This window comes from Paenibacillus koleovorans NBRC 103111 (genome assembly GCF_004000845.1).
In the GTDB taxonomy this organism is placed as follows: domain Bacteria; phylum Bacillota; class Bacilli; order Paenibacillales; family NBRC-103111; genus Paenibacillus_AA; species Paenibacillus_AA koleovorans.
Genome location: NZ_BIMA01000109.1, coordinates 1 through 23872, shown reverse-complemented (window position 1 = coordinate 23872; position 23872 = coordinate 1). Strand labels below are relative to the sequence as shown.

Here is a 23872-nt window from a genome sequence, read left to right as displayed (position 1 = left end):
GAACATTTACGACCCTTATTATCGGCGAATCGATCTCCCGGCCGGAGATTTGCATGTATTCGCCCACGACGATCTTTATTATGCCATGGGGGCCAAAGTGCTCGAGATGGCGAACAACAATTTGCAAATTCCGAATATCCGCTACATGAGCTATACCCCAGACGCCCATGTGGGAGTCGGCACTTGCATCGGCACGACGGCTGTGTGGGGAATCGAGGGCGGCTTCATCTCGCCGTCCATCGTCGGCAGCGATATCGGATGCGGCATGCGCGTCCATCTGACCAATTTGCAGGTGGAAGACTTGCAGGAGGTGAAGCTGCGGCGCAAGCTGGTCAAGGCGATCGAGAAGCGGATTCCGGTCGAAAATCATGCCAGGGGTTATTTTTCCGATCTTCGCCTGGAAGACGTGCTGCGGAAAGGGCTCCACGGCTTGCCGAGCAAATACGTGCCGGACGCGTACACCCCGCGCAAAGCGACTTCGCTCACCCATGTGGAGTGCGGCCGATTTCGCTTCGATGAGAGCGAGCTGGACCGCATTCCGGAGCCGATGTGGCATCGCTCGCACCGGCAATTGGGCACGCTGGGCAACGGCAATCATTTTATCGAGATTCAGGCTTTAAGCGTGAACGATGAAAATCGCCAAGTTGCGGAGCGCTGGGGGTTGCGAGACGGGCAGGTCGCTGTCATGATCCATTCCGGCTCCCGCTCTTGGGGAGGCTCGGTCAACCAAATCTGCAGCACGCAGGTGGCCAAGGCGATGAGCCGGCTCGGGCTGGGCACGTCCGATCCCAAGCTTGCCTACGCGCCGCTGGATAGCGAGGCCGGCCAAATGTACCTACATTTGATGTATTCTGCGCTTAACTATGCCGTTGCCAATCGGCACTTGATGGCGTTCGCGGTGCGGGATGCGTTCAAGGAGACGTTCGGCCCGAAGACGGAGTTTAGCACGCTGTATGACCTGATGCACAATTATGCCTGCGAGGAGACGCATGGGGAAGAATCGCTGCTCCTGCATCGCAAAGGGACGACACGCGCGCTGCCGGCCGGCCACCTGGGCAACCCCGAGCCTTACCGGGAGACCGGCCATCCTGCCCTCATTCCCGGTTCGATGGGAACCGCCTCGTATTTGATGGTGGGATCGCCCGAAGGCGCGCGAAACTATCATTCAATTTGCCATGGTGCAGGCCGGGTACGTTCGCGCAATGCGACCAAGCAGCTCGTTTCGGTGGACGAATTTGCTTCCTCCATGAAGATCGGGCAAGAGGACGAAGTCGTGCTGAATCATCGCGCGCTCGAATCGTTGATCGACGAGTCTCCCCAGGCGTACAAAGATGTAGACCAAATCATAGACAGCGTCGTCCAGGCGCGGCTGGCCTCGGTTGTGGCCAAATGCCGCCCGCTGGCGGCGGTGAAAGGAGTTTAACCGTTATTAGTATGACGAATTCAACTTTTTCAAAAGAGCGGCCCTTTATCATTCACACAAACCCGAATCCGGTAGGCCATGCTCCGCTCGACGTTTCGAGCTATTTCAACTATATTTCGACGGTGCAAGCGATCTTGGATTTCTTGAAGGGCCGGTTCGGCTGCGGCTTCCGCTTGTATTATCAAGACGACGGCAACGAGGTGTGGCATGGGCTGGAGCGAGACATTCAAAGCGGGTACGAGGGGATGGAGCATGCGGCCAGTCTGTTCGACCTAGTGGAAACGGATGTGTTCGAATATGCGACCGATGCAGATCCCAAGCAGCCTGGGTATGCGATCCGACCGGCCATCCGGAACAATCTGTTCCTGTATCCGCAGCATCTCGTAGCCCTGGCTCGAGTTCCACGGACCACCCAGCATGGGATCGGCGTGGAGGACTTGATTTTCAGCCACTCGAACGAGGGACTTGTGCGTTTCCTGGAGGAGATGAAGCAGCGCCAGCTGTCCGATCCGAGAATCACAGTGTTCACGGACACCCGCGATGGGCTGGAGCTTACCCGCGAATCCGTTGCGTATGCCGTCAATCGAAGCGATGTGTTCATGGACGAAGAGCTGAAGACGCAAATTTATCGCTCGATCGACGAGTTTTTCTCCAAAGACCGCGCGTTTTTCCAGACCTACGGGATTGCTTACAAACGAGGGATTCTGCTGTACGGCAAACCCGGCAACGGGAAGACAACCTTGGTTAAATCGATCTCGACAACGACCGACGCACCTGTGGCTTATTGGCAGATCACAGAGTATACGAACAGCGGGTCGATCAAGGAAGTATTCGAGACGGCCGCGCATTTGGCGCCGATGGTGCTCGTCATCGAGGATATCGATTCGATTCCGGATTCTTGCCGGTCCTACTTCTTGAACACGCTGGACGGTGTGACGTCGAAGGAGGGCATATATTTGATCGGCACCACGAATTACCCGGAAAAAATCGATCCTGCGCTCATGAACCGGGCCGGCCGGTTTGACCGGGCTTACGAGGTGAAATCGCCGAACGAGTCGCTGCGTCGGGTCTATTTGAGCCATATCGGTATGGAGCGTCTGGCGAACGAGGATGAGCTTGACCGGGCTGCTCGCGGGACGGATGGATTTACGCTGGCTCAGCTTAGCGAGCTTTACGCCTCGGCGGCGCTGCAGATGCATTACGAGCACACTGTAGATCTGGACCGGTTGATTCACGTGATGAAACAAGACCACGCCAAAGGCGGCAGTCGCGAGTGGATAACCGACAGCTCTGCGCGTAAGATGGGGTTTCTATAGGATTTTATGCCGTGTGCATATGCCGCGGAGATGCTTGTGACCACCTATAGAATGCCACGCCGCAAGGCGCGACGATGGAGGCAACGAGTAAAGGTGTCGCGCAACGCAGCACCGCATCAGCCCTGTCCGCCGCCACTCTCCAGCAAGTCCCTCAACAATCGCAAAGCATCCCGCCGAATGCGGAAGTATGTCGCTCGGCTCACATGCAGCTGGTCGGCGGCGGCTTCGGCGGTCAGATGCGCCGCCTCGCTTAGCTGGCGCAACACTTGCTGGTGACGCGGCTCGAGCGGGTAGACGGGCTCGCCCTCCAGCAGCCGGCCAATCACTTCCCGCAGCGCCTCTCCCGTCATGCCGAGCGAGGCGGTGAGCCCGGAAGCCCCGAGCCGCTTGGCGTCTTGGACGAGCGGCAGGGCGGACATGATCGTTTTCTCCGTCACTCCGTTCTCCCGAGCGGCGGCGGGTCGCTGTCCCTCAGGCGAGGCCGATTCCGGCTCCAGCCCCATCAGCTCGAGAATTCGGCCGCCTATATCCGACGCGCGCCAATCCAGCTCGCGAACGAAGGCATGCCGGAACGGGTGGCCGTCCGGGATCCCCTCCAGCGGCCGCATCCGATAGCCGATCCGCTGGAGCACCGTATTGATGCCGTCATAGGTGTTGATCATGACAAACCGCAGCCCGGCGGACCGATGGACGATCGAGTCGGTGAGGATCAGGCCTACCAATTGCGGATAGTCGTAGTACGCGTCTCGGCTCGTGGCGCCGGCGAGCAGATGAAAGTATGTGTCGGCCTGTTCCTGTGGCTGCGAGCGAAGCTTATGAATTTCATCCGGGTAAGCACGCTCCAGCACGCCTGGGAAATGAGCTTCATGAAATTGCGTTGTTTCCCGGTACAGATAGAAGCCGGAGACGAACGCAAGCGGCGCGCCTTGTTTGGAGCGGAACACTCGAATGCTGGCAGAATAGCGGCTTGCTAGCTCTCGAAGGACGGCGAGGTCGGTTTCGATCGAAACGGCGAGGGAAGCTTGCTCCTGCAGGATGCGCAGTAAGTGAGGCAAGTCCCCGGGAGTGAAAGCCTCCAGCTCCATCCGGTCCGGATGCTGCGGGAAGACGGCGACGGTCTCGAGCTGGAACGAGTCCCGGGAGACGGAGAGCAGCATCGCCACGAGTTTGGCCCGTTCGGATTCGCTGCTTCCTTGGAAGTGCCGCACCAATTCACGAATGATTGATCCGCGCATGCTTCGTACCCGTTCCGGATCGCGCTGCGACATCTCTTCGAGCAAGTAGTGGCGCGCCACATCATGCAGCGCCAGCCCGTAGACAGCGGGACGCACGAACGAGAGGCGGCTTAGCTGCAGCAGCCTGCCGGCATCCAGCGGCGTTCGCAGCAGGCGGTTCAACAAGTGAGGCGATGACTGGGGCAAGAGACACAGCACATCCAGCGCCTCCGACAGCTCCGGCGTCGTCACTTCCCGCATGAGCTCCGCCGTAATTCGCATCGAGATCGGCCAGGCATCCGTCCCTGCGAGCTGCAGCTTCTCCGCCGTTAGTGCCAGTGCCAGAGGCAGTCCTTGTGACTCCTCCAGCAGCCGTTCAATCGGCGGCGGCTTGGGCAGCCCGATCCGAAAGCAATATTGAATCAATTCCTGCCTTAGAAAAGGCTGGAGTTCGATATGCCGGACGCGGTTCCGCCAGGCGATGTCGCGCTGCCAAGGCTCGGACAAGTTCGGGCGAGCCACCAGCAGCACGAGCACACCGGTAGCAGGCAACTGGGGGAGAAACCGTTCCCGAAGCCAGCCGTCCAAATGTTGAAGCGCGTCGTAATTATCTATACATAGCACGGTTTTGGTTTGAGCCAGCTCCAGCAGAAGCTCGGAGGCGGACCTTGCCTCTGGCGGCAGCTCTCGGGACGGGTCACTATTTTCGAACAAAGCCTCTACAAACCCGGCCGGCGTTTCCATACAAACGCGCGCGTCGATCCACAAGGCACGCAGCTTGGCCTGCACAGCCATATCGAGCACCCGCATCATGAACGAAGTTTTGCCGATTCCGCCGATGCCGGACACGAACAGCACCTCGGTTTGCGCCTGTTTGCTGCGAATCCACCGATGTACCTGCTCCAGTTCCGCATCCCGCCCTACGAACAATCGGCTGCGCTCTACGACCAGTTTTTCGCTAAGTTTCTCCACGACCGAACCCCTCCTGCCTATTGTTTCGGCATGCGCCGTTGTTCTCCTCTTAGCGGACCGCACCTTCCTGATAAATAATTGAGACTACATTGAGACGTTGCTGAGTGCCGAACCTGCTATCATCGAGAGTAGAGTCCGATTTCAACTGGAGGAACGAAACGTGAAGCTTGCATTGCTGACTTTGGGAACGTTTGGGGATGTGAGGCCGTTTCTGGCGCTGGCATATGGGCTGGAGGAGCGAGGACACCAAGTGACGTTGGCCGGTCCGGAAAATTTTCTCGGTTACGTCACCGAAACCTATAAGAGGCCTTACGCACCGATCGGGCTGAATTCCCAGCAGGTGCTGGAATCCGAGGAAGGGCGCCGGTGGATGGCAGCTGGCGATTCCAAGCAGTTCCTGGAAGCCATGGCCCGAATTACGCATGATAAACGGTTTGCCATCGAACGGGACGTTGCCGCCGCTTGTGCGGATTGCGATCTCATCATCAGCCATCCGTTGCTTCTTTTTTACGCTGCGATCTTATCGGAAAAGTTGAACAAACCGCTAATGCTCGCCAATCCGTTTCCCGTTACGCCTGCCACGAGCGCATTCCCGCATTTCCTGGCTACGACCAAGCCATTGCCGTTCGGCTTCTTGAACAAATTCTCCTATCGGCTGGTCAACCGCGTGTATGAGAAAAGCGTCCGGGGCGACATGAACGAATGGCGCAGCAAGCTGGGCGGTCTCGCTCCGCTTCGGGGCATATTGTACGACAAGCTGGAGCGGCAGGGCGTCCCGATCCTGCAGGCGTTCAGCCGGGAGCTGGTGCCCCCGCCGAACGATTGGAGCAGCCGCGTCTACATCACAGGCGCATGGAAAATTCCTCAACGCTATTTGCCGGAGGAGGAAAAAGCGGCTTTGCCCGACGACCTGAACGCGTGGTTGCAGGAGGGACCGCCGCCGATTTACTTCGGCTTCGGCAGCTTGCCGGTGCTGGAGCCGCGGAAGATGGTGCAGCTGGCGCTCGAGGCGGCCGCTCACGCTGGGACACGTGCGCTGATCGCTTCCGGCTGGTCGGTGCTGGAGCTGGGGGCGGAGCAGCTGCCGAATTCGGTGCGGCTGATCCGGTACGCCAGTCACGAGCAGTTGTTTCCTAGCTGCAGCCTGATCGTGCACCATGGAGGAGCGGGGACGACGCATACGGCTTTGGAGAGCGGCACGCCGTCGATCATCTGTTCCACCTACGCGGATCAACCGTTCTGGGGGGAGCGGGTTGCCGCGCTTGGCGTCGGGGCTCATCTGCCGTTCTCTCGGCTGACGCAGGATCGGTTACTCGAGTCGATTCGCAAGCTCCAGACTTCGGCCGTCCAGCAGCAAGCGCTAGACGTTGCCAGACGGATTCGCATGGAGACCGGGCTGGCCAACGCGTTGGACGTCGTGGAGCGCCATCTTGCCACGGCGCCTGTGTATCGAAACTAGAGCTGATTTGTGAGATCCGATCCTTTGTGGTCGGATTTTTTGACATGTCAGAAAGGTTAATCCTTTACGGAACTGAAGCGTAAAGGGTACGCTTGCTAAGCAAGGTTGAGGTGAGGCAGGACCATAACGCTACGCCATATCTGATCTGGCCCCCAGGCCATCCTTGGCTATTTTGCCGGAATGGGGGAGCCCCTGCGTGGCGAAGCGAAGAAGAAAACGTACTCTAGTCCGATTTTTCCCACTTGCGGAGCCGTTTCCGCAGCCCCCCTTCCGAAAACATCGCTCCAAATCGGCCAATTCGGATTGCGTGGCTTTTCCGGGCGGAGAGGAATTCCCTAGTCCGATTTTTTCGGGAGCAAGGGTACAAGCGCCACGCGCGCGAGAATGCTCTCGCATTGAGTGGATATAGCTCGATCGCGGTCTGCACGACCTCCTCGTTCAGCCGGATGAATAAGATTTTTGTCGAAAACATAGGAAAAATAGGGTAAAATATGGGACGGAAATCATTTCATTCGCCGAGGGGTAGGGCTTCATGCTTATGCTGAGAAACCGGTTAGCGGTTAAGCTTTCCGTCATGATTTTAGGGATCCTGCTGGTTCTGTCGTCCGTCCTGATCTTCATTCAAATCCGCACTACGAAGCAAGCCGGCGATGAAGCGATCGGCCGGATCGGCATGCATGTCGCCGAAGCGTATGCGGGACAGTTCAATACCGTATCCTATGAAACGTTTATGAAGGATCCGCAAGAAACCGATTTGTACTGGAGCATTCGGGATGAAATGAACCGGTACAGGTTGCAGGTAGGCGCCCTATATGTATATACCGTGAAAATAGACAAGCAGGGGCAGCCGATCATTCTGATCGACGGACAGCCGGAAAGCGATAAAAACGCCTCGCCGATCGGAGAAGTGACCGACATGCCGGCGGAAGCGATCGAAGCGGTGCTGCGCGGGGAGTCGGCGAAAACCGGGTTGATCCATAATTCGGAGTATGGGGACTACATTTCGGCGTTCGCTCCTCTGCGCAGCGCGTCCGGTACGATCATCGGGGCGATCGGCATCGATACCGACGTCTCCGTGTCGACTGCGATTCATCGGGAAGTGTTGGCGGACAGCACGCCTTGGTTTGTGGTGATGGGGCTGCTGACTTTGGTCGTGTTCGGGCTGATCGTGCTGTTTCTGACGAGGGCTCTGCGGCCATTGGGGGTTGTTGTCAAAGGGGCCGAAGCGATGGCGAGAGGCGATCTGGCGGAGGCAAAGGCTCAACTTGGCGCAAGGACCGTAAAGTCCAAGGATGAGATCGGACAAGCATATGCGGCGATGAACGGGATGATCGAGCGTCTTGGCGTGACGCTGGGCGATGTCCTTCGCGATATCGGAACGACGGCTCAAAGCCTGGTGCATTCGACGGATCAATTCCGTTCGGAGGCCGATCAGATGCTGCACTTGAACGTGAAGCTGGAGCAGGCGGTGAAGCATTTGGCCGACGGCTCGCAGCAGCAGCGGGTAGGGGCCGAGGAGAGCGCGAGGTCGATGGAGGAAATAACGCTGGCGATCCAGCGGGTGTCCGAAGCATCCGCGCAAGTATCGGTGGCTTCCGATGAGGCGATGCAGACGGCTGAAGAGGGGCGCGACTCGATCCGCTGGCTGAGCAAGCAGGTGGCTTCGATCTCGGATGTGGCGATGCAGACGACCCGCTCCGTCCAGGTGCTGGGTTCGTACATGCAAGAAATCGAGCCGGTGCTGCACTCGATCACGAGCATCGCGGACCAGACGAAGCTGCTGGCGCTGAACGCTTCCATCGAAGCGGCTCGGGCGGGCGAGCACGGCTCGGGCTTCGCCATCGTAGCGGGCGAAGTGCGCAAGCTGGCCGAATCTTCGTCGGAGTCGGCGAAGCATATCACGTCGCTGCTCCAGCATATCCGGCAGGAGTCCGCTATCATCGGCGAACGCATGCAGCAGGGCGGGCAAGAGATGGATAAAGGCACGGCGCTGTCGCAACAGGCGGAACGGATTTTCAGCGAGGCGATGGAACGGTTTGTGGTAGTCAACCAGCAGATCCAGGAAATCTCCGCCGCCACTCAGCAAGTATTGGCCGGGTCGGAGGAAGTGACCGCCTCGGTAGAGCAAAGCGCGCAAATCTCCAGGGTGACCGCCGAGCACACGGTATTCATCCAGACGATGTCGGTCGATCAGTTGGAAGCGGCCAAGCGGATCGCGGAGACGACCGAGCAGCTTAAGAGCCGGAGCAACGGGCTAGAGGCGGCGGTGGAGAAGTTTACTTTGTAAGGAATGAAAGCCCGAGGATCGTTATGATCGCTCGGGTTTTTACTTATGGCCGGGCACTTTAGCAGCTCCCAAGCACCAACCTTTGGCCGACCACCAAGTAGACCCAAATTACCCTACATGGCTCGCCGTCCCACTTTTCACCGACCAAGTAGACCAAATTTTACATTACATCGCCCACCGTGATCTTACTGTCATATTTATCCCATTCTCCTCCATATACTCCAGTAGCATCAATTCCAGGGAGAGGAAATTGGGAGCGATGAGTGAGAGACAAGAAACGAATCCGATCGCCGTTCTGGGGATCGGCACGGCGGTACCGCCTTACCGGCTGGAGCAGGAGGATGCTTCGAACCGGCTCGCGGAGGCGCTCGGTCACTCGGAGGCAGCGCGTTGGGCGAAGCGCATTTTCAAGCACAGCGCGGTCGAGACCCGGTATACGGTGGAACCGAATTTGCTGGAGCCGGCCAGCCGCTGCCGGTATATCCCCGGGGCTGACCGCGCGGACATCCCCCCTACAGCAGATCGAATGCGGATGTACAGGACAGAGGCTGTGCCTCTGGCGTTGGAGGCGGCGCGACGGGCTCTGGCCGCGAGTGGAGTTGCAGCGAAGCGAATTACCCATGTAATAGCGGTGAGCTGTACCGGCCAATTCCTGCCCGGTCTGGACACCGAGCTTGTACATCGGCTGGAGCTCGCTCCCGATACGACGCGCCTCCCGTTGACCTTCGTGGGCTGCGCAGCGGGACTCGCTGCAATCCGGATCGCTAGCGGGATGGCGGAGCGTCAGCCGAACGCGCAAGTGTTAGTCGTCTGCGTAGAGCTCTGCACCTTGCATATCCAGCCTTCCGGAGAGCGAGAAGAGCTGTTGGGGGCTGCTTTGTTCGGCGACGGCGCGTCGGCTTGTGTGGTCGGACGAGCCGGCGGTTCAAGGATAGCCGGGGGATTTGCCATCGGCCGGAGCCGGTCCGTGCTTTTCCCGGAGGGGGATCGCGACATGGTGTGGACGGTGGGAAACGAGGGATTCAATCTCTACCTGTCTCCGCAAATTCCAGAGCTGCTCGCCAAGTACGTGCCGGCGGAGATCGAGCGTTTTCTGGATGGGGAGCCGCTGCCGGAGGGTTGGGCCATTCATCCTGGCGGACGAGCCATCGTCGATACGTTGCAGAGCCTCTACGAGCTGAGCGAAGCGCAAACCCAAGCGAGCCGCAAGGTGCTTCGGCAATACGGCAATATGTCCTCCGTTACGATATTGTTTGTGCTGCAGGAGCTGCTGCAGCAGTGGCGGGCGCAGCAGGAGCAAAAGCGGGCAATCGCGATCGCATTCGGGCCGGGCCTTAGTGTCGAGCTTGTGGAGCTGACCTATTGGCCTGCGCAGTAGGGGAGATCGAGGCGAATGAATGGATTCAAGGCGCTGAGGGAACGGGCGACGGAGCCCGAGTTGATGGATGATGAGGAAGAGCAGGGTCAGGAGCTGCGGGAGGCGTATGCGCATTTGCGCCGCATCAACCGGATCTTCGGGGCCGCCGGGCCGATTCAGTATGGCGTAAAGCGGGTCTGGGAGACAGCGGGGAAGCCGACGCAGCTGTCTATCGTGGATGTAGGCGCAGGCTCCGGCGACGTCAATCGGCGGCTGCTGCGGTGGGCGGACAAACAAGGCGTTCAGTTGACGATCACGTTGGTGGATATTCGCGAGGAAGCCTGCGAAGAGGCTGCGAGGTTTTATGCAGGCGAGGAGCGGATCCGGGTTGTTCGCTGCGATGCTTTCTCCTTGCCGAGCGGCAGCGCGGATTTGATTACGGTTTCGCAGTTTCTGCACCATTTTCCATCGAGGGAGCTGCCTGGCATTGTTCGGCGATTCATGGACGCTTCCCGACTCGGGATCATCATTCACGACATTCACCGTCACCGAATCGCTTGGCTTGCCGTCTGGCTCATGACCCGCCTCCTTTCCCGCAACCGCTATCTTCGAGAGGACGGCCCTCTGTCGGTGGCAAAAGGGTTCCGCAAGCCCGACTGGGAGGCGATTCGAAAGGCATGCGGATGGTCGAGTGCGGCTTACTCGTGGCGGCCTCTGTTCCGTTATGTGTTCTGGGCGATGAAGACGCCGGGTGAAGCCGATGTTTGATGCGGCGATCATCGGAGCGGGTTTGGCCGGGGCTGTTATGGCTTGCGTGCTGGCGCAGCACGGCTGGGACGTGGTGTTGCTCGATCGGAACGTCTTCCCGAAGCACAAAGTATGCGGCGAGTTCCTATCCCCGGAATCGCGGCAGATGCTCGCTTCGCTTGGCTTGTACTCTTTGGTGGAGTCGCTTCATCCGATTGAAATCAAGCAAGTGCGATTGACGGCGGCGAGCGGGGTTTCTCTGGAGCTGCCCCTGCCGGGCACCGCTCTCGGCGTAAGCCGTTTTTTGCTCGATGACCAGTTGCAGCAGGCGGCCGCGGTAAAAGGGGTCAAAGTTCTCGCCGGAACCCCGGTACTCGAGATGGTTCCAGAGCAGGATGGACAAGGGTATCGGTTGGACATTCAGGAGAAAGGCGAGCGGAGAAGCTTGCGAGCGAGGACGGTCATCGGCGCTTGGGGGCGCAACCCGCAAGCAGGCGTCCAGGCGCATGCGAATCGCCCTCGAACGGAGCCTCACCCCCAGGATGCCTGGATTGGGGTGAAGGCTCACTTTGCCGCTGCGGGTCCGGAGCGGGAAAACCGGATTGACATGTACTTCTTCCCCGGCGGCTATGTTGGCGTCTCGCCGGTCGAGGGGGGCCGCCTGAATGTGGCGGCCTTGCTCAGCCGCCGGGCGTTCCAGGCGGCTGGGGGCAGCGTGCCGGGCGCGATCGCCGCGGCACAGCAATGGCAACCGGCGCTGCGCAGCCGGTTGACTGCTTGCAGCCTGCTGTCGGAGACGCAGGCCGCGGTTTCGCCGGTCCGGCTGACTCGGCAGCCGGCGGCTTGGGGCGACATCGCCCATATCGGCGATGCGGCAGCCGTCATCCCGCCGCTCTGCGGAGACGGAATGGCGATGGCGCTGCGCACCGTGGAGCTGTGCGCGCCATGGGTCAACCGTTATTTGAAGAAAACCGTCACACTTAACGAGTGGCGACGGCATTACACCGAAGCGGTGCGGCAAGAATTCGCCGGGCCGCTTCGGTGGGGGAGCTGGGTGCAGCTGGCATCCGCCAATGCCGGCGCCATGTCCTTGCTGCTGCGGCTCGGGCGTTTCGCGCCGCAGCTAGCTTATCGAGTGGTGCAAGCCACCCGCTTGAAACCAATCTAGGTCGTCTGGAGGCCGCTACAGATGGAAAACAGAGTCGTAGTCACAGGTATGGGGTGTATTTCCCCGTTGGGCTTGGATGTGGAGACCACTTGGAAGCAAATGCGGGAAGGCCGGTCTGGCGTAAGGGAGCTGGCACTACCGGATATCGAGCGGTTCCCGGTGCGTCTTGCGGCCCCCGTGCCCGACTTCGACGCCACCCTCTACTTGGATCGGAAGGAAGCGAGACGGATGGACCGGTTCACGCAGTTCGCCGTCGCCTCCGCCCTACAGGCGGCTTCCGACGGCGATCTCCGCATCGGAGTCAATGCGGATCCGGAACGGACAGGCGTCTGGATCGGCAGCGGCGTTGGCGGCATCATGACCTTCGAGAGCGGGATGAAGGATGCGTTGGACCATGACTACCGACGCATTTCCCCGTTCAGCCTGACGATGTTCATCGCCAATATGGCGGCGAGCCATACGGCGATGAAGCTCGGGGCGGAAGGCGTGACCGGCTGCACCACGACGGCCTGCTCATCCGGTTCGAACGCGATCGGCGAGGCGATCCGGGTCATACAGCGCGGAGACGCCGACGTGATGCTCGCCGGCGGGGCGGAAGCGCCGATCTGCCGCATCGGCATCGCTTCCTTTGCGGCGATGCAGGCTTTGTCCCGCAACTCCGACCCGGCCACCGCTTGCCGCCCTTTCGATCGGGGGCGTGACGGCTTCGTGATGGGGGAGGGCGCCGGTGTGCTCGTGCTGGAGTCGCTTGAACACGCGAGAGCTCGTGGAGCGCGCATTTATGCGGAATGCTTCGGGTACGGAGCGAGCTGCGACAATTACCACATCAGCACGCCGCGGCCCGACGGCCACAGCTGGGCCAGGGCGATGCAGCAAGCATTGAAGGATGCGGGAATGGCGCCGGAGGACATCCAGTACATCAACGCGCACGGGACAAGCACCGTGTTCAATGATTTGACGGAAACCCGTGCGATCAAGGCGGCCTTCGGCTCGCACGCTCATCGGATCGCCATCAGCTCGACCAAGTCGATGACCGGTCATCTGCTCGGCGCTTCCGGCGCGCTGGAGGCGATCGTATCGATTCTGAGCATCCGCGATCAAGTGATTCCCCCGACGATCGGATTGGCGCTTCCTGACGAAGAGCTGGATTTGGACTACACCCCGAATGAAGCGAGGCGGACCCGGGTCGATGCCGCGATGTCGAACACCTTTGCGTTCGGAGGCCATAATGCCGTTCTTATTTTTGGAAGCGCACGAGACGATTCATAGGGGGAGAACGGTCCGATGCTGCTGCTGCGGATGCTAGCCGCTGTCTCGATTCGAAAGGCAAAGGCGGTCGTGCTCGTTTGGATCGTCTTTTTATTTGTGTTCGGGTTGCTCGCCCCCAGGCTGCCGTCCGTCCTTCAGGATCACGGCTTGAGGAGCACGGAGGGATCTTACGCGCAAGTGCAGCGGATTTTGTCCCAGTCGTTGCCGGTTTCGGAGCATCCTGTCCTTCTGCTGTTCGAGAATCGGCAAGGGCTCGGGCGAGCTGAGTTTCATCGTGCCATTGAGGCTGCCCTAACGGCGGTGCGCGACATCGATGGGGTCCTTAGTATCGTTTCCCCGTTAGCAAGTCCAGGCATGGAAAATGGACATTTTGCCTACGCCCAGCTGCATTTTGGGCAAGAGGCTTCCCGTATGGAGCCCGTTATCCGCGAGGTGAAACGACGGCTTCCCGTTGACGCCTCGATTTCGGTGCAAGTGACCGGCAAGTCCGTCGTCCAGCAAGATGTCAATGCCATCAGCCACCGGGATTTGAAGCGCGCGGAGTGGATCGGGCTACCCGTCGCTTTTCTTTTGCTATGGATGGCGTTCGGGAGCTTGTGGTCCGCCTTGATTCCGGTTCTGGTCGGGTGGATCGCGGTGATCGGGTCGATGGGCATTTTGTATGCGATGGGCAACTGGATGGAGCTGTCTGTTTTTGTGTTGAGCGTAATTCCGATGGTCGGGCTTGCGCTTTGTTTGGATTTTGCCCTGATGCTGGTGAGCCGGTTCCGCGAGGAGCTCTATTACAGCCCGGTCGAGCAAGCGATCATGGCGTCGATGAGGGCGGCGGGGAGGGCTGTGCTGTTCTCGGCGGGAAGCGTGTTTCTGTGTCTGGCCGCCATGCTGCTGATCCGGATGCCGATGTTCCAATCGATTGCGGTTGGAGCGATGACGGTGCTGGCGGTTTCCGTCTTGGCTTCGCTTACGCTCGTGCCGGCTTTATTGACGTTAGTTGGCCATCGTCTGCAGCCTTCGTCCGGGCTGATTCGCCTAGGCTCTTCCTCCTTTTCGAAGCGGTTGAGTGCTTGGCACTCCATAGCGAAGATTGTGGGGCGGAGGCCGGTGCTGATTTGTGTGCTGACCTCGCTTTTTCTCCTAGGCTGCCTGACCTCTTTGCTCCAAATGAAGCTGGCGATTCCGGACGCCGTCTCCTTGCCGGCCGGTGTGGAATCCCGGGAAGCGGCGGTGCGGCTCGATGGGCATTTCTCCCCCGCCGTCACGTCACCCGTTATCATTGTGGCGGAAGGAGATCAGCTCGACCTCGTCCAAAGCCTGAGGCTGGACCCCGAGGTTGCGGACGTGGGGCTGCGGCCTTTGCCGGGAGACGGGCGGATGTTGATTACGGTTGTCTTGCGCAGCGGTCCTGCATCTCCGGAAGCCAGAGCCTGGATCGAGCGGCTGGAGCGGCAGACGGAATCGCGGCCGATGCTGATCGGCGGGGAAGCCATGAACCAGAAGGAAGTGTTTGACGCCCTATATCAAAAGCTGCCTCAGGTGCTGTTCGCGATCGTCGTGTCCAACTTCCTCATCCTGTTCGTGGCTTTCCGCTCGCTGCTGCTTGCCGTGAAGACGCTGCTCATGAATTTTCTCAGCATCGGCGCCGCTTTCGGTCTGTTGGCCTGGATCGCGCAGGAGGGACATTTCGGGCTGGAGCCGACGCCGGTGGCGCTGATGATCCCGGTATTCATTTTCGGCTTGGCATTCGGGATCAGCATGGACTACGGGGTGTTCCTCATTGCCAGAATCCGCGAGCTGTACCGGGCGACCGGCGACCACGACTATGCGGTGCAGGAGGGACTCGCTTTGACGGGACGGGTCATCACCTCGGCGGCCGCGATCATGATTGCGGTGACGGTGCCCTTCGCTTTCGGTGGCGTGTCCGGTGTGCGGCAGCTGGGCATCGGCATCGCGGCGGCGATTCTGATCGATGCGACCGTGGTGCGGCTGCTGCTCGTCCCTTCGCTGATGAAGCTGCTGGGGAGGTGGAACTGGTGGCCTTCGAAATGATTAATTACTTGACCGACGCCGCCACGGGGTGCACAAACAAGGGATTCCAGCAACACAGTCGCGTTGATCAGGCACAAATGGACGCATCCCACTAGGTAACCTTGCTCTGTAGTCCGAAAAAACCCACTTGGAGAAGGGGCAGCGCTCGGAATAGCGCTCTAGTCCGATTTTGCCGAATTGGAGCGGTGCTTTTCCGAGGGGACCCTCTAAACAGGCTCTGCAAGTGGGCGAATTCGGACTGCAGAGCAATTTCCTGTACAGGGGTGCTCTCCAGTCAGGAAAAGTCGGACTACATCGCTCGTCTCGCATGCGCCACGCTCCGCTCAAGATGGTCCCGCAGCGGCGGATGGATTTGCCGAGAATTGGCATGCTAGGAATATACTACGTTGAGGCAAGCCGGGTTTAGCTCGAACCCCAACAACATCCCGCCTCAGGATGGCCGGTTTCCGGAGCGGGAATGACATCAAGAGTAGAGCGAGGAGGTTAGTATCGGCATGTTTAGGTGGATAAAGTGGATTATGGCGTCGATCGCGGCATTGCTGCTTTTATTGGGAGGAGGCGGGCTGCAAGCGGAAGAGGCGGCGCCGTTTTTTCACAGGGAGCCGGAGCTGCAGGCGGCGTTTGTGAGAAAAGGAGATCTGTGGATCAAGACGGGGCGAAACGAGAAAAAGGTGACCGAAACAGGCGGTGTGCTGAATCCGAAATGGTCGGCTGACGCGCAATGGATCGCCTACACGAAGGGGGAGGAGCAGCGCGAGCTCTGGCTGCTTCACGTACCGACCGGGAAAAACACGCGTGTGACGGAAAGCAGCGACATCAACTTCCAGTGGGCGCCAGACCGGGCGGAGCTGGCTTACCAGACCGAGCAGCAACTGCTGCGGGTGCCGGTGGGGTCCAGCGAGCCGGAGACGCCGGTGAAAGTCGCCGACGCGATCGGCAACTTCTCCTGGCTGCCGGATGGCCGCGGGTTCGTCGCTTCATCGGCAGCCAAGCTCCAGAACGGCTGGGCGCCGATGAGCATCGTGAAGCTATCGCTTGCAGGCGAGTCGGAGACGCTGTATGTGCTGCCCAAGCCGTCGAACGAATTTCTGGCCGTGGCGACGAGCGGCTTCAAGTGGTCGGCCAGCGGGCGCTGGATGGCTTTCCTGGCCAAGCCAACCGCCTCGCTGTCGGCGGACAGCAATGTCCTGTGCCTCCTGTCAGCGGACGGCAAGGTGTTCCAGAAGGTGGACCAGATGGTGAACAACGAGCAGTGGATCCAGTGGAGTCCGGAAGGGGACAAGCTGGCCTACATCGGTGGACCGGGCCGAGAAGCGACTTCCAACAAGCACCTGAAGGTGGTCGCCGTACCGGATGGCAAGGCAGTTCCTTACACGCCGAGCGGCTATGTGGACCAGGGTCTCACTTGGCAAGGAACCGAGCGGATCATCGTCTCGAGAGCGAAGGAGATGAAAGCTCCAACCGATGGTGAAGCGGAACCCGAAACGCGGCAGAAGCCGTTCCCTTCGCTGGTCGGTGTCAAGCTGGAGGGAGGCAAGGACTATCCGGTGACATTACCGTCCACGGAGTACGGCGATTACCAGCCGCAGTCTCTTCCCTCGAAGCAGCTTGTTTGGGTCATGTCGGATCGCTCTTACACTTCTCATGTGATGACGTCCGGTCCCGACGGGAAGCATGCGTTCGTCTGGATCGAGAACATCGATCTAGGCGCCAACTATTACGAGCAGTGGCATTGGAACCTGGTACTTGCGGTGGTGGGGTCGCGGTAATAGAAAGCGCCGCCGTTTACGGAAGTAGACGATGGCGCTTTTGTGCTTGTGGTCCTGTGGTGATGGTTAAGGTCCGGTGAGCGAGAAAATAAGGTGATGGCGTATCGTTATTCGGCTGAGATTCAGTAATTGGCGGAAATTAAGGTGATGGCGTATCGTTATTTGCTCGGAATCTGACCAAACTGACTAGTTTTGAGCAAAATAAGATGATCTCGTATCGCTTTTTGTGGTGCAGGACCGAGTTTGATGCAAATAAGGTGATCTCATAACGCTAACTCAACCCCTTACAGCACCACATACCCCGCCGACGCATAAGCCCGCTCCGTGAACCGGACGACCTGCAGGGCGAACTCACCCGACACCTGCACCTCCGAACGGCCGAGGATGGCGTCGATAAAGCTCTTGTCCTGGTTCGTGATGCGGGGCGGCAGCAGCGGCGTGATCGGGTCTTCGCCCAAGCGGCGGAGCGTGATTTTCCCGTTATCGTAGAAAATCCCGCCGTTCTCGCCGCAGAACACATACGTCTCGTTCCAGCATGGCGCCCAGCCGACCAGATTGAGTCCGGCCTGCACATTGCCCTCAAAAAGAACCGTCGTATACGAATCAATCTCGACCGCCGTGCCGTGCCGGGAGAGGCGGGTGCTGATCTCCAGCGGCCGCAGGCCGGTCGTCCAGAGCAGGACGTCGATAATGTGGCTGCCGGAATCCATCATGAAGCCGCCTCCGGACAGAGCCGGGTTCGCGCGCCAGGTGCCTTCGGTAAGTTGCCGCCAATTCTGGTAGAGCGAGGCGGTGACGGAGGTCAGCGGGCCGATGTCTCCATTGCGGATCGCGTCGCGTATGTAAACAAACTCAGGCTGAAAATGGCGCTGATAGCTGACTTGCATCACTTTGCCGGCTTGGCGGGCCAGCTCGATCAGCGACTCGGCCTCGGCGGACGAGCACGTCATCGGCTTCTCGATCAGCACGTGCAGTCCGCTGCGCAGCGCGCTCGCGGCTTGCTCGTAATGAAGCGTGTGCGGCGAGCAGAGGACGACGGCGTCCAGCTCGGTCTGCTCCAGCATCTCGCGATAATCCGCGAATGTCGACGCTCCCTGGAGCCCGAATGCTTCGATGAATTTGGTCCGATTGTCCGGACTCGGATCGGCGAGCGCCGTAATGGCGACTCCCTCCAGCTCGGACAGCTGCCGGCCATGCCAGTGCGCGATACCTCCGGTCCCGATCATGCCTACGCGAATGTTCGTCATCCTAACGTCCCCTTAGATTCGAATGGTGGAAACGAGCGGGCGTTGTTACGACGCGGAATGATGCCGGCTCGCTTAGCCTCATTATACTCATTTGCTTAATTCAGCGAAATGTAGTATAGTTAGATTAATGAAATCGTGACCTAATTCACATAGCGTAGAGGGTTATTATTTTTGGGATACAATAACCTTGTACGATGTGTGAATTTTTTATTTCATGTATGGAATAAGAAGCATGTCTGACTAACCAATAAGGTGGTAATGAACAATGGAAACAGGAACAGTGAAATGGTTTAACGCAGAGAAGGGCTTCGGCTTCATCGAAGTGGAAGGCGGCAAAGACGTATTCGTACACTTCAGTGCGATCGTGGGCGACGGATTCAAATCGTTGGACGAAGGCCAACGCGTAGAATTCAACATCGTGCAAGGCAACCGCGGACCGCAAGCCGAGAATGTAGTTAAGCTGTAAGAAGAAAATGATGCCCCGAACTTATCGGTTTGGGGCATTCTTTCTATCGCCCGACGACTCCAGACTGGGAAAGAGGGATGGCGCTTGTATTATTCAAAGAAAAGGCCGCTTGAAGAGGTACATGAAGTACTGACTTCCATATGGGCTTGTCCTGCACCGGCATGCAAAGGGTGGATGAGGGACAACTTTACATTTTCCAACGCCCCCGTATGCCCCCATTGCAAGTCCGTGATGGTGAAAACCGAAAGAATGCTGGCCACGCTCGTGAATACGAGCCCCAACCAGCTAAAACAATAAAACGACACGAACTCAGCGGCAGCCCCGGACACTTGTCCAGGACTGCCGCTTTTTGCTTTACACCCCAGGCGCCTTCTTGGACTTGGTGCAGGTCAAGCTGTACCGCTGTCCGTAATGCTTCGCATAGCGAACGATTTTGCGGATGATCGCCGGGTCCGCCAGCTTGGTGAACGGGCATGGATCGGGCCGCGTGTTGACCTCGAGAATCCACAGCCGGAGGTCCCAATCTACGGCGACGTCGAGCCCGAGCTCCTTGAGCGTCGGATAGGACCGGCTGAGCTGGGCGGCGGTCCATCGGCCGAGCTGATTCATGTCCTCGAGCAGTCGGGAGGTATGCGTTTTGCCAGAGACGGGCTCCAGGAGCATGGCCGGGTCGAAAATAGTGCCGCCCTGGCTGCCATTGGTGACGATCTTGTTCGGGTGCGCGACCCGCGCGGCCGTACCGGTGCATTCCCAAGCGCCGTCCGGATTCACCTGCACCATGATGCGAAAATCGTAAGGCCGCTGCTCATGCTGAAGCACATGAATGCCTTGCTGGATCAAGTAGCCTCGGCTCCCGATCCGGCGAGAGAGAGAGGCGTACAGCTCCTCAGCCGTCCCGAAAGTTCTCGTCTGCTCCCGCAGCTGGTAACGATACCCGTCGACCAGCCTCTCCGCTTTCATCACGCCGTTGCCCTGACAACCCGCATCCGGCTTCACGTATACCATTCCGTATTGTTTCAGCATGGCGCGCAGCCGCTCGCGATTGAATCTTCGAGTTGCCGGGATGTGCTTGGCCAACTCGGCGTGCTGCAGCAGCAGGTCGGTTTTGGCCATTTTGCTTGCGACGGTGGTGATGCGTTGGCGACCCAGATTATTCATGCCGTTAAATGCCCTCTTTTCCGAGAAATAGCAAGTTCTTCCGCCTTATGCCCATCTTATGGACGGCTGTCGCAATTGGTGAGTCGAAATTCACGGCGAGCCGAACCGGTTATAGGCGACTGTCATATGGTATAAGAGCAATGGAGGACTCGAGGACGAAGGCGAGGGGGAAGGCGCACGATGTCAGGCTGGTTGAGCGATTTGCTGGAGAGGCGGAGGGAGCAATTCCCGTGGTATGAGGAGTGGTCGGCCCGGCGAGGGGTTACGATTGGGGAAACAAGCACGCTCGAGGAGCTGCCGCTGATCACAGCCCCGGTATTGGAGGCTTATTATTACACCGACAGCAATCCGCTCGCCGGACAGGAGGGGCTGAACCGCTATCGCACATCGGGTACCAGCTCCGGCAGGCGCAAGACGATCTTCTACTCGCCGGCCGATGAGGAGGCGTACCTGAGGGTCAAGCTGGATGTGTATCGGACCATTCTAGGGGGCGAGGACGGCATTACGATACCCTATCGGACGGCGCTGTCGGATGTAGGGACCGGCCATGCAGAGGCGACGGCCGTCGCCGTGTTCCGCGAGCTCGGGATGGAGGTCCGGTCGCTGTCCTTTCAAGAGCCGATCGAGAGGCATATTGAGCGGCTTGTTGCCTTTCGGCCGGAAGTGCTGTACACGATGCCCTCGATTCTGGAGCGAATCCTGCTGGCCTCCCCCGAAACTGCCTCCGCTTATGGCATTCGGCATGTCATCCTGGTAGGCGAGATCGCGTCTCCCGGCTGGATGCAGAGGGCGGCTGAACGGCTCGGCATAACCGCCGACAACATCACGGATACGTACGGCTCCATCGAGATCGGCACGATCGCTTATTTGGACCACCGGCTTGGACGCTACCTGTTCACGGAAGGGATTGTGGCGGAAGGGATTGGCGCGGAGCAGATCAGCTGGGAGTTTGACCGGCTTACGGATCCTTTGGAGCAAGTGCTGGTGCTCACCTCGACGGTGCGGGAAACGTTTCCTGCGCTGCGGTTTGTGACCTATGACGTCGTGCGGGATTTGCGGCCTGTGGAGGTCGACGGAGTGCAGAGGATGAGCTTCCAGAGCATTGCGAAACGAATCGGGGCTGAGCTCAAGCACGGAGAAAAAATCAGCCTCTACGATATCGAAGAAGCGGTGTTCCGCCATGTGGAAGGGGCGCATATCCGCGTGGTCGTGCAGGGGCGGGCGCTAGGCGTGCATGTGGATGTGCCCGGGGCCAGGCTGGAGCCGGCATTGCTGGAGCGGATACGCGACGAAATCGAGCACCGCATCCCGGAGATCGGGATGATGATTCGAGCGGGCATTCTGGACCGCATTCGGCTGTATAGCGGGAAAATTGACGACACCCAGTTCCATGGAGCGGTGAAAAGCAAAAAAATCATTTACGGCCTAAAGGAAGGATCGGAATGAAGCTTGAGGGTGGAATTGCGCGAGCGATCGGAGGGACGCCGCTTATCCGGCTGGAGCAGCTGTTCCGGGAGGAGCCGTTCCAAGTATACGGCAAGCTGGAGTGGATGAATCCGGGCGGCAGCTCCAAGGATCGCCCGGCTCTGGTGATGCTCCGGGAGGCGATCCGGCGCGGGGACCTTACAAGCGAGAGCGTCGTCATCGAGTCCAGCTCCGGCAACCTCGCGATCAGCTTGGCGCAGCTGTGCCGCTATCTTGGGCTGCGTTTCATCTGTGTGGTCGATCCGCGGACGACGGAGCAGCATATTCGCATCATTCGCAGCTTCCATGGCGAGGTCGATCTCGTGGAGGTGCCGGATGCGGAGACGGGGGAATATTTGCCGGCGAGAATCCGGCGCGTGCAGGAGCTGGTCGCTTCCATCCCTCATGCTTACTGGACGAACCAGTACGGCAATCCGGACAATGCGTTGGCTCATGAGACGATGACGATGGCGGAGATCGGGGAGCAGCTGGGGCCGATCGACTACTTGTTCTGCGGCGTCAGCTCGTGCGGGACGATTCGGGGCTGCGCGGATTATGTGCGCAGGCAAGGCTGGGCTACCCGCATCGTGGCGGTCGATGCGGCGGGCAGTGTGCTGTTCGGCGGGGAGAAGGGGCCGCGGAAATTTCCGGGGCTCGGCGCGGCGATCACGCCGGGGCTGTATCGGTCGGACGCGGCCGACCGGGTGGTGAAGGTGTCGGACGCGGACTGCGTCCGGGGCTGCCGCGACCTGGTACGGCAGGAGGCGATTCTAGCCGGCGCCTCGTCGGGCGGCGTAATTGCCGCGGTCAGCCGGCTGCGTGCGGAGATCCCGGCTGGGGCGGTCTGCGTCGCGCTGCTGCCGGACCGGGGCGAGCGGTATTTGTCTACCGTATTCCATGACGCCTGGGTGGAACGGGAGCTCGGCTATCGGGCGGAATCGGCACAGGAGCAGGAGCAGGCGCATGTGCAGGGGGAGTAGCGGATGCTGTATTTGAACGACAGTCATGTCGAAGCTTTGGGGACGGATTGGGAGCAGCTGGTGTCGCTCATCGAGGATGTAGTGCGGGCTGACGATCGGGGAGAGTGCGTGCACCCGCTGAAGCCTTATCTGCGGTTTGGCGGCGCGGCGGCCAACCGGATCATTGCCATGCCTGCCTATGTAGGCGGGGCGGTGGAGACGGCGGGCCTGAAGTGGATCGCCAGCTTCCCCGGCAATCGTCGGCTCGGCTTGCCGCGGGCGCACAACGCGATCGTCCTCAACCGGCCCGATACCGGCGAGCCGATCGCCTTCCTGCACAGCGGCCGGCTGAACGGGCTGCGCACGGCGGCGGTGAGCGGCGCGATGCTGCGCGCGTTCATGGCGTCGCGGCGCGCGGGTGAGGGTGAGCCACCGCTACGGCTCGGCATTATCGGCTGGGGGCCGATCGGCCGCCTCCATCTCGACATGTGCGCCGCCTTGCTAGGCGACCGTCTCGGGCAGGTCATGCTGCATGACCTGCAAGGGGTGGACCCGGCCACAGTGCCTCCAGGCCTGCGGGACCGCACCGTCATTGTCGACGACTGGCGCCCGCTGTACCGGGCGTCCAACGTGACGGCGACTTGCACCGTCTCGGCGGCCCGCTACATCGACGAGCCGCCACCCGCCGGCGCGCTGCTGCTCAACGTCTCGCTGCGCGATTACGAGCCGACGAGCATCGCGCACGCGAAGCCCGCCGCCGTCGTCGTCGTGGACGATTGGCGGGAAGTATGCCGCGAGAACACGGACATCGAGCAGCTGCAGCTTCGGCACGGACTTGGCGAGTCGGATGTACGGACGTTGGCCGATGTGGTTTGTCGGCAAGCTTTGGCTGGGGGAGGTTCGGAAGGGGAGACGGTTTTTTTCAGTCCAATGGGGCTGGGTATCTTCGACATTGCCGTGGCGGAGACGTATCGGCGGAAGGCGCTGGAAAGAGGAGTAGGCGTCTTGCTGGACTGAAAGAGCGGGACGAACAAAACCCCTGGCAGGAGGCACGATTCGGTGGCTTCCGGGCTGGGGTTTCGCTTTTCTATGACATCTTCGATTACAGGGCTCTCATTCGATTGTTTCTCGGGTTGTTCTCGACCTCCGCCAAACCAAGCGCTTCCATAAGCGGAGGGATGTACATGCCGAAACGCCCGCGGAACCCTTTTTTCAAGCCATACCAGCCTCCTACCGGGTTGTCGGAAGCGCGTCCCCATGCTTCGACCGTCCCATCCTTGGCGGGCTTCTGCTCGTCGGCGCTGCCCAGCTCCATCCAGTCCCCATGCGCCTTCAGCATCGTATGCAAGTCTTCTATACAGCGATAATCATAGTGCAGCACGGTTTTGCCGACCGTACAGACCAGAATGGCTTTGCCGTCCTTTTCATCCTTGTACATTTCAAAGTCGGAGGTCTGAGGAGGAGTCTTGAGCTTCCACGGATTCGGTTTCGTTCCCAGTTCGGATGACATGTTCGATTGGCTCCTTTGGTTTCATTAGCTCTATAAGTACA

19 protein-coding genes are annotated in these 23872 nt (G+C 59.6%); 15 read left to right on the top strand and 4 right to left on the bottom strand.

The features are described from left to right. The first annotated feature begins 4 nt into the window (after positions 1-4). The gene (locus PKO02S_RS25870) at positions 5-1423 is read left to right on the top strand and encodes an RtcB family protein (protein WP_127587673.1); all 1419 of its coding nucleotides are present in this window, start codon (positions 5-7) and stop codon (positions 1421-1423) included. Between the two features lie 11 nt (positions 1424-1434). After that, a complete protein-coding gene (locus tag PKO02S_RS25865; RefSeq protein WP_127587667.1) occupies positions 1435-2739 on the top strand; it encodes an AAA family ATPase in 1305 nt (434 codons plus the stop codon). A 116-nt stretch (positions 2740-2855) separates the two neighbouring features. Here the strand turns inward: PKO02S_RS25865 and PKO02S_RS25860 are convergent, their stop codons facing one another. Further along, entirely contained in the window at positions 2856-4925 is a 2070-nt protein-coding gene (locus PKO02S_RS25860; RefSeq protein ID WP_127587665.1) for an ATP-binding protein, read from the bottom strand. Between the two features lie 160 nt (positions 4926-5085). Between PKO02S_RS25860 and PKO02S_RS25855 the strand changes: the two genes are divergently transcribed. The 8 genes from PKO02S_RS25855 to PKO02S_RS25820 all read left to right on the top strand — a co-directional run bounded on the left by PKO02S_RS25855 (position 5086) and on the right by PKO02S_RS25820 (position 17027). Further along, positions 5086-6384 carry a glycosyltransferase gene (locus PKO02S_RS25855; RefSeq protein WP_164821689.1) on the top strand — a complete coding sequence of 433 codons (1299 nt, stop codon included), beginning with the start codon at positions 5086-5088 and terminating at the stop codon, positions 6382-6384. Positions 6385-6916: 532 nt separating this feature from the next. Then, positions 6917-8671 carry a methyl-accepting chemotaxis protein gene (locus PKO02S_RS25850; protein ID WP_127587661.1) on the top strand — a complete coding sequence of 585 codons (1755 nt, stop codon included), beginning with the start codon at positions 6917-6919 and terminating at the stop codon, positions 8669-8671. 259 nt (positions 8672-8930) lie between these two features. After that, positions 8931-10049, top strand: a complete 1119-nt coding sequence (locus PKO02S_RS25845; protein WP_127587659.1) for a type III polyketide synthase — start codon at positions 8931-8933, stop codon at positions 10047-10049. Positions 10050-10064: 15 nt separating this feature from the next. Then, positions 10065-10796, top strand: a complete 732-nt coding sequence (locus PKO02S_RS25840; RefSeq protein WP_127587657.1) for a methyltransferase domain-containing protein — start codon at positions 10065-10067, stop codon at positions 10794-10796. After that, positions 10789-11943 (top strand): NAD(P)/FAD-dependent oxidoreductase, encoded by a 1155-nt coding sequence (locus PKO02S_RS25835; RefSeq protein WP_246067428.1) that lies wholly within the window; start codon positions 10789-10791, stop codon positions 11941-11943. The genes PKO02S_RS25840 and PKO02S_RS25835 overlap by 8 nt, the downstream gene beginning before the upstream one ends. 21 nt (positions 11944-11964) lie before the next feature. Then, entirely contained in the window at positions 11965-13212 is a 1248-nt protein-coding gene (gene fabF / locus PKO02S_RS25830; protein WP_127587653.1) for a beta-ketoacyl-ACP synthase II, read from the top strand. Positions 13213-13227: 15 nt separating this feature from the next. Continuing rightward, a complete protein-coding gene (locus PKO02S_RS25825) occupies positions 13228-15258 on the top strand; it encodes an MMPL family transporter (protein ID WP_246067419.1) in 2031 nt (676 codons plus the stop codon). A gap of 494 nt (positions 15259-15752) precedes the next feature. Then, positions 15753-17027, top strand: coding sequence for a TolB-like translocation protein (locus tag PKO02S_RS25820; protein WP_127587651.1), 1275 nt, complete (start codon positions 15753-15755; stop codon positions 17025-17027). 284 nt (positions 17028-17311) lie between these two features. On the opposite strand, the gene PKO02S_RS25815 is transcribed toward PKO02S_RS25820, so the two are convergent. Next, positions 17312-18274, bottom strand: a complete 963-nt coding sequence (locus PKO02S_RS25815; RefSeq protein ID WP_127587649.1) for a Gfo/Idh/MocA family protein — start codon at positions 18272-18274, stop codon at positions 17312-17314. Positions 18275-18539: 265 nt separating this feature from the next. Here PKO02S_RS25815 and PKO02S_RS25810 point away from each other — a divergent pair, with 265 nt between their 5' ends. Next, positions 18540-18740 carry a cold-shock protein gene (locus PKO02S_RS25810; protein WP_127587647.1) on the top strand — a complete coding sequence of 67 codons (201 nt, stop codon included), beginning with the start codon at positions 18540-18542 and terminating at the stop codon, positions 18738-18740. Between the two features lie 84 nt (positions 18741-18824). Beyond that, positions 18825-19037 (top strand): cold-shock protein, encoded by a 213-nt coding sequence (locus PKO02S_RS25805; protein ID WP_127587645.1) that lies wholly within the window; start codon positions 18825-18827, stop codon positions 19035-19037. 57 nt (positions 19038-19094) lie between these two features. Here PKO02S_RS25805 and PKO02S_RS25800 read toward each other — a convergent pair whose 3' ends face one another. Further along, positions 19095-19898, bottom strand: a complete 804-nt coding sequence (locus PKO02S_RS25800) for a YheC/YheD family protein (RefSeq protein ID WP_127587643.1) — start codon at positions 19896-19898, stop codon at positions 19095-19097. 180 nt (positions 19899-20078) lie between these two features. On the opposite strand from PKO02S_RS25800, the gene PKO02S_RS25795 reads away from it, so the two are divergent. Genes PKO02S_RS25795 through PKO02S_RS25785 form a run of 3 tightly spaced genes read left to right on the top strand, consistent with a single transcriptional unit; the run spans position 20079 to position 23338 of the window. Beyond that, entirely contained in the window at positions 20079-21344 is a 1266-nt protein-coding gene (locus PKO02S_RS25795) for a phenylacetate--CoA ligase family protein (protein WP_246067417.1), read from the top strand. Next, the gene (sbnA, locus tag PKO02S_RS25790) at positions 21341-22342 is read left to right on the top strand and encodes a 2,3-diaminopropionate biosynthesis protein SbnA (protein ID WP_127587641.1); all 1002 of its coding nucleotides are present in this window, start codon (positions 21341-21343) and stop codon (positions 22340-22342) included. The genes PKO02S_RS25795 and sbnA overlap by 4 nt, the downstream gene beginning before the upstream one ends. Before the next feature lie 3 nt (positions 22343-22345). Continuing rightward, complete coding sequence (locus tag PKO02S_RS25785; protein ID WP_127587639.1) at positions 22346-23338, top strand: 2,3-diaminopropionate biosynthesis protein SbnB; 993 nt, start codon at positions 22346-22348, stop codon at positions 23336-23338. Positions 23339-23423: 85 nt separating this feature from the next. Here the strand turns inward: PKO02S_RS25785 and PKO02S_RS25780 are convergent, their stop codons facing one another. After that, positions 23424-23831 carry a DUF6855 family protein gene (locus tag PKO02S_RS25780; RefSeq protein WP_127587637.1) on the bottom strand — a complete coding sequence of 136 codons (408 nt, stop codon included), beginning with the start codon at positions 23829-23831 and terminating at the stop codon, positions 23424-23426. Between the last annotated feature and the right edge of the window lie 41 nt (positions 23832-23872).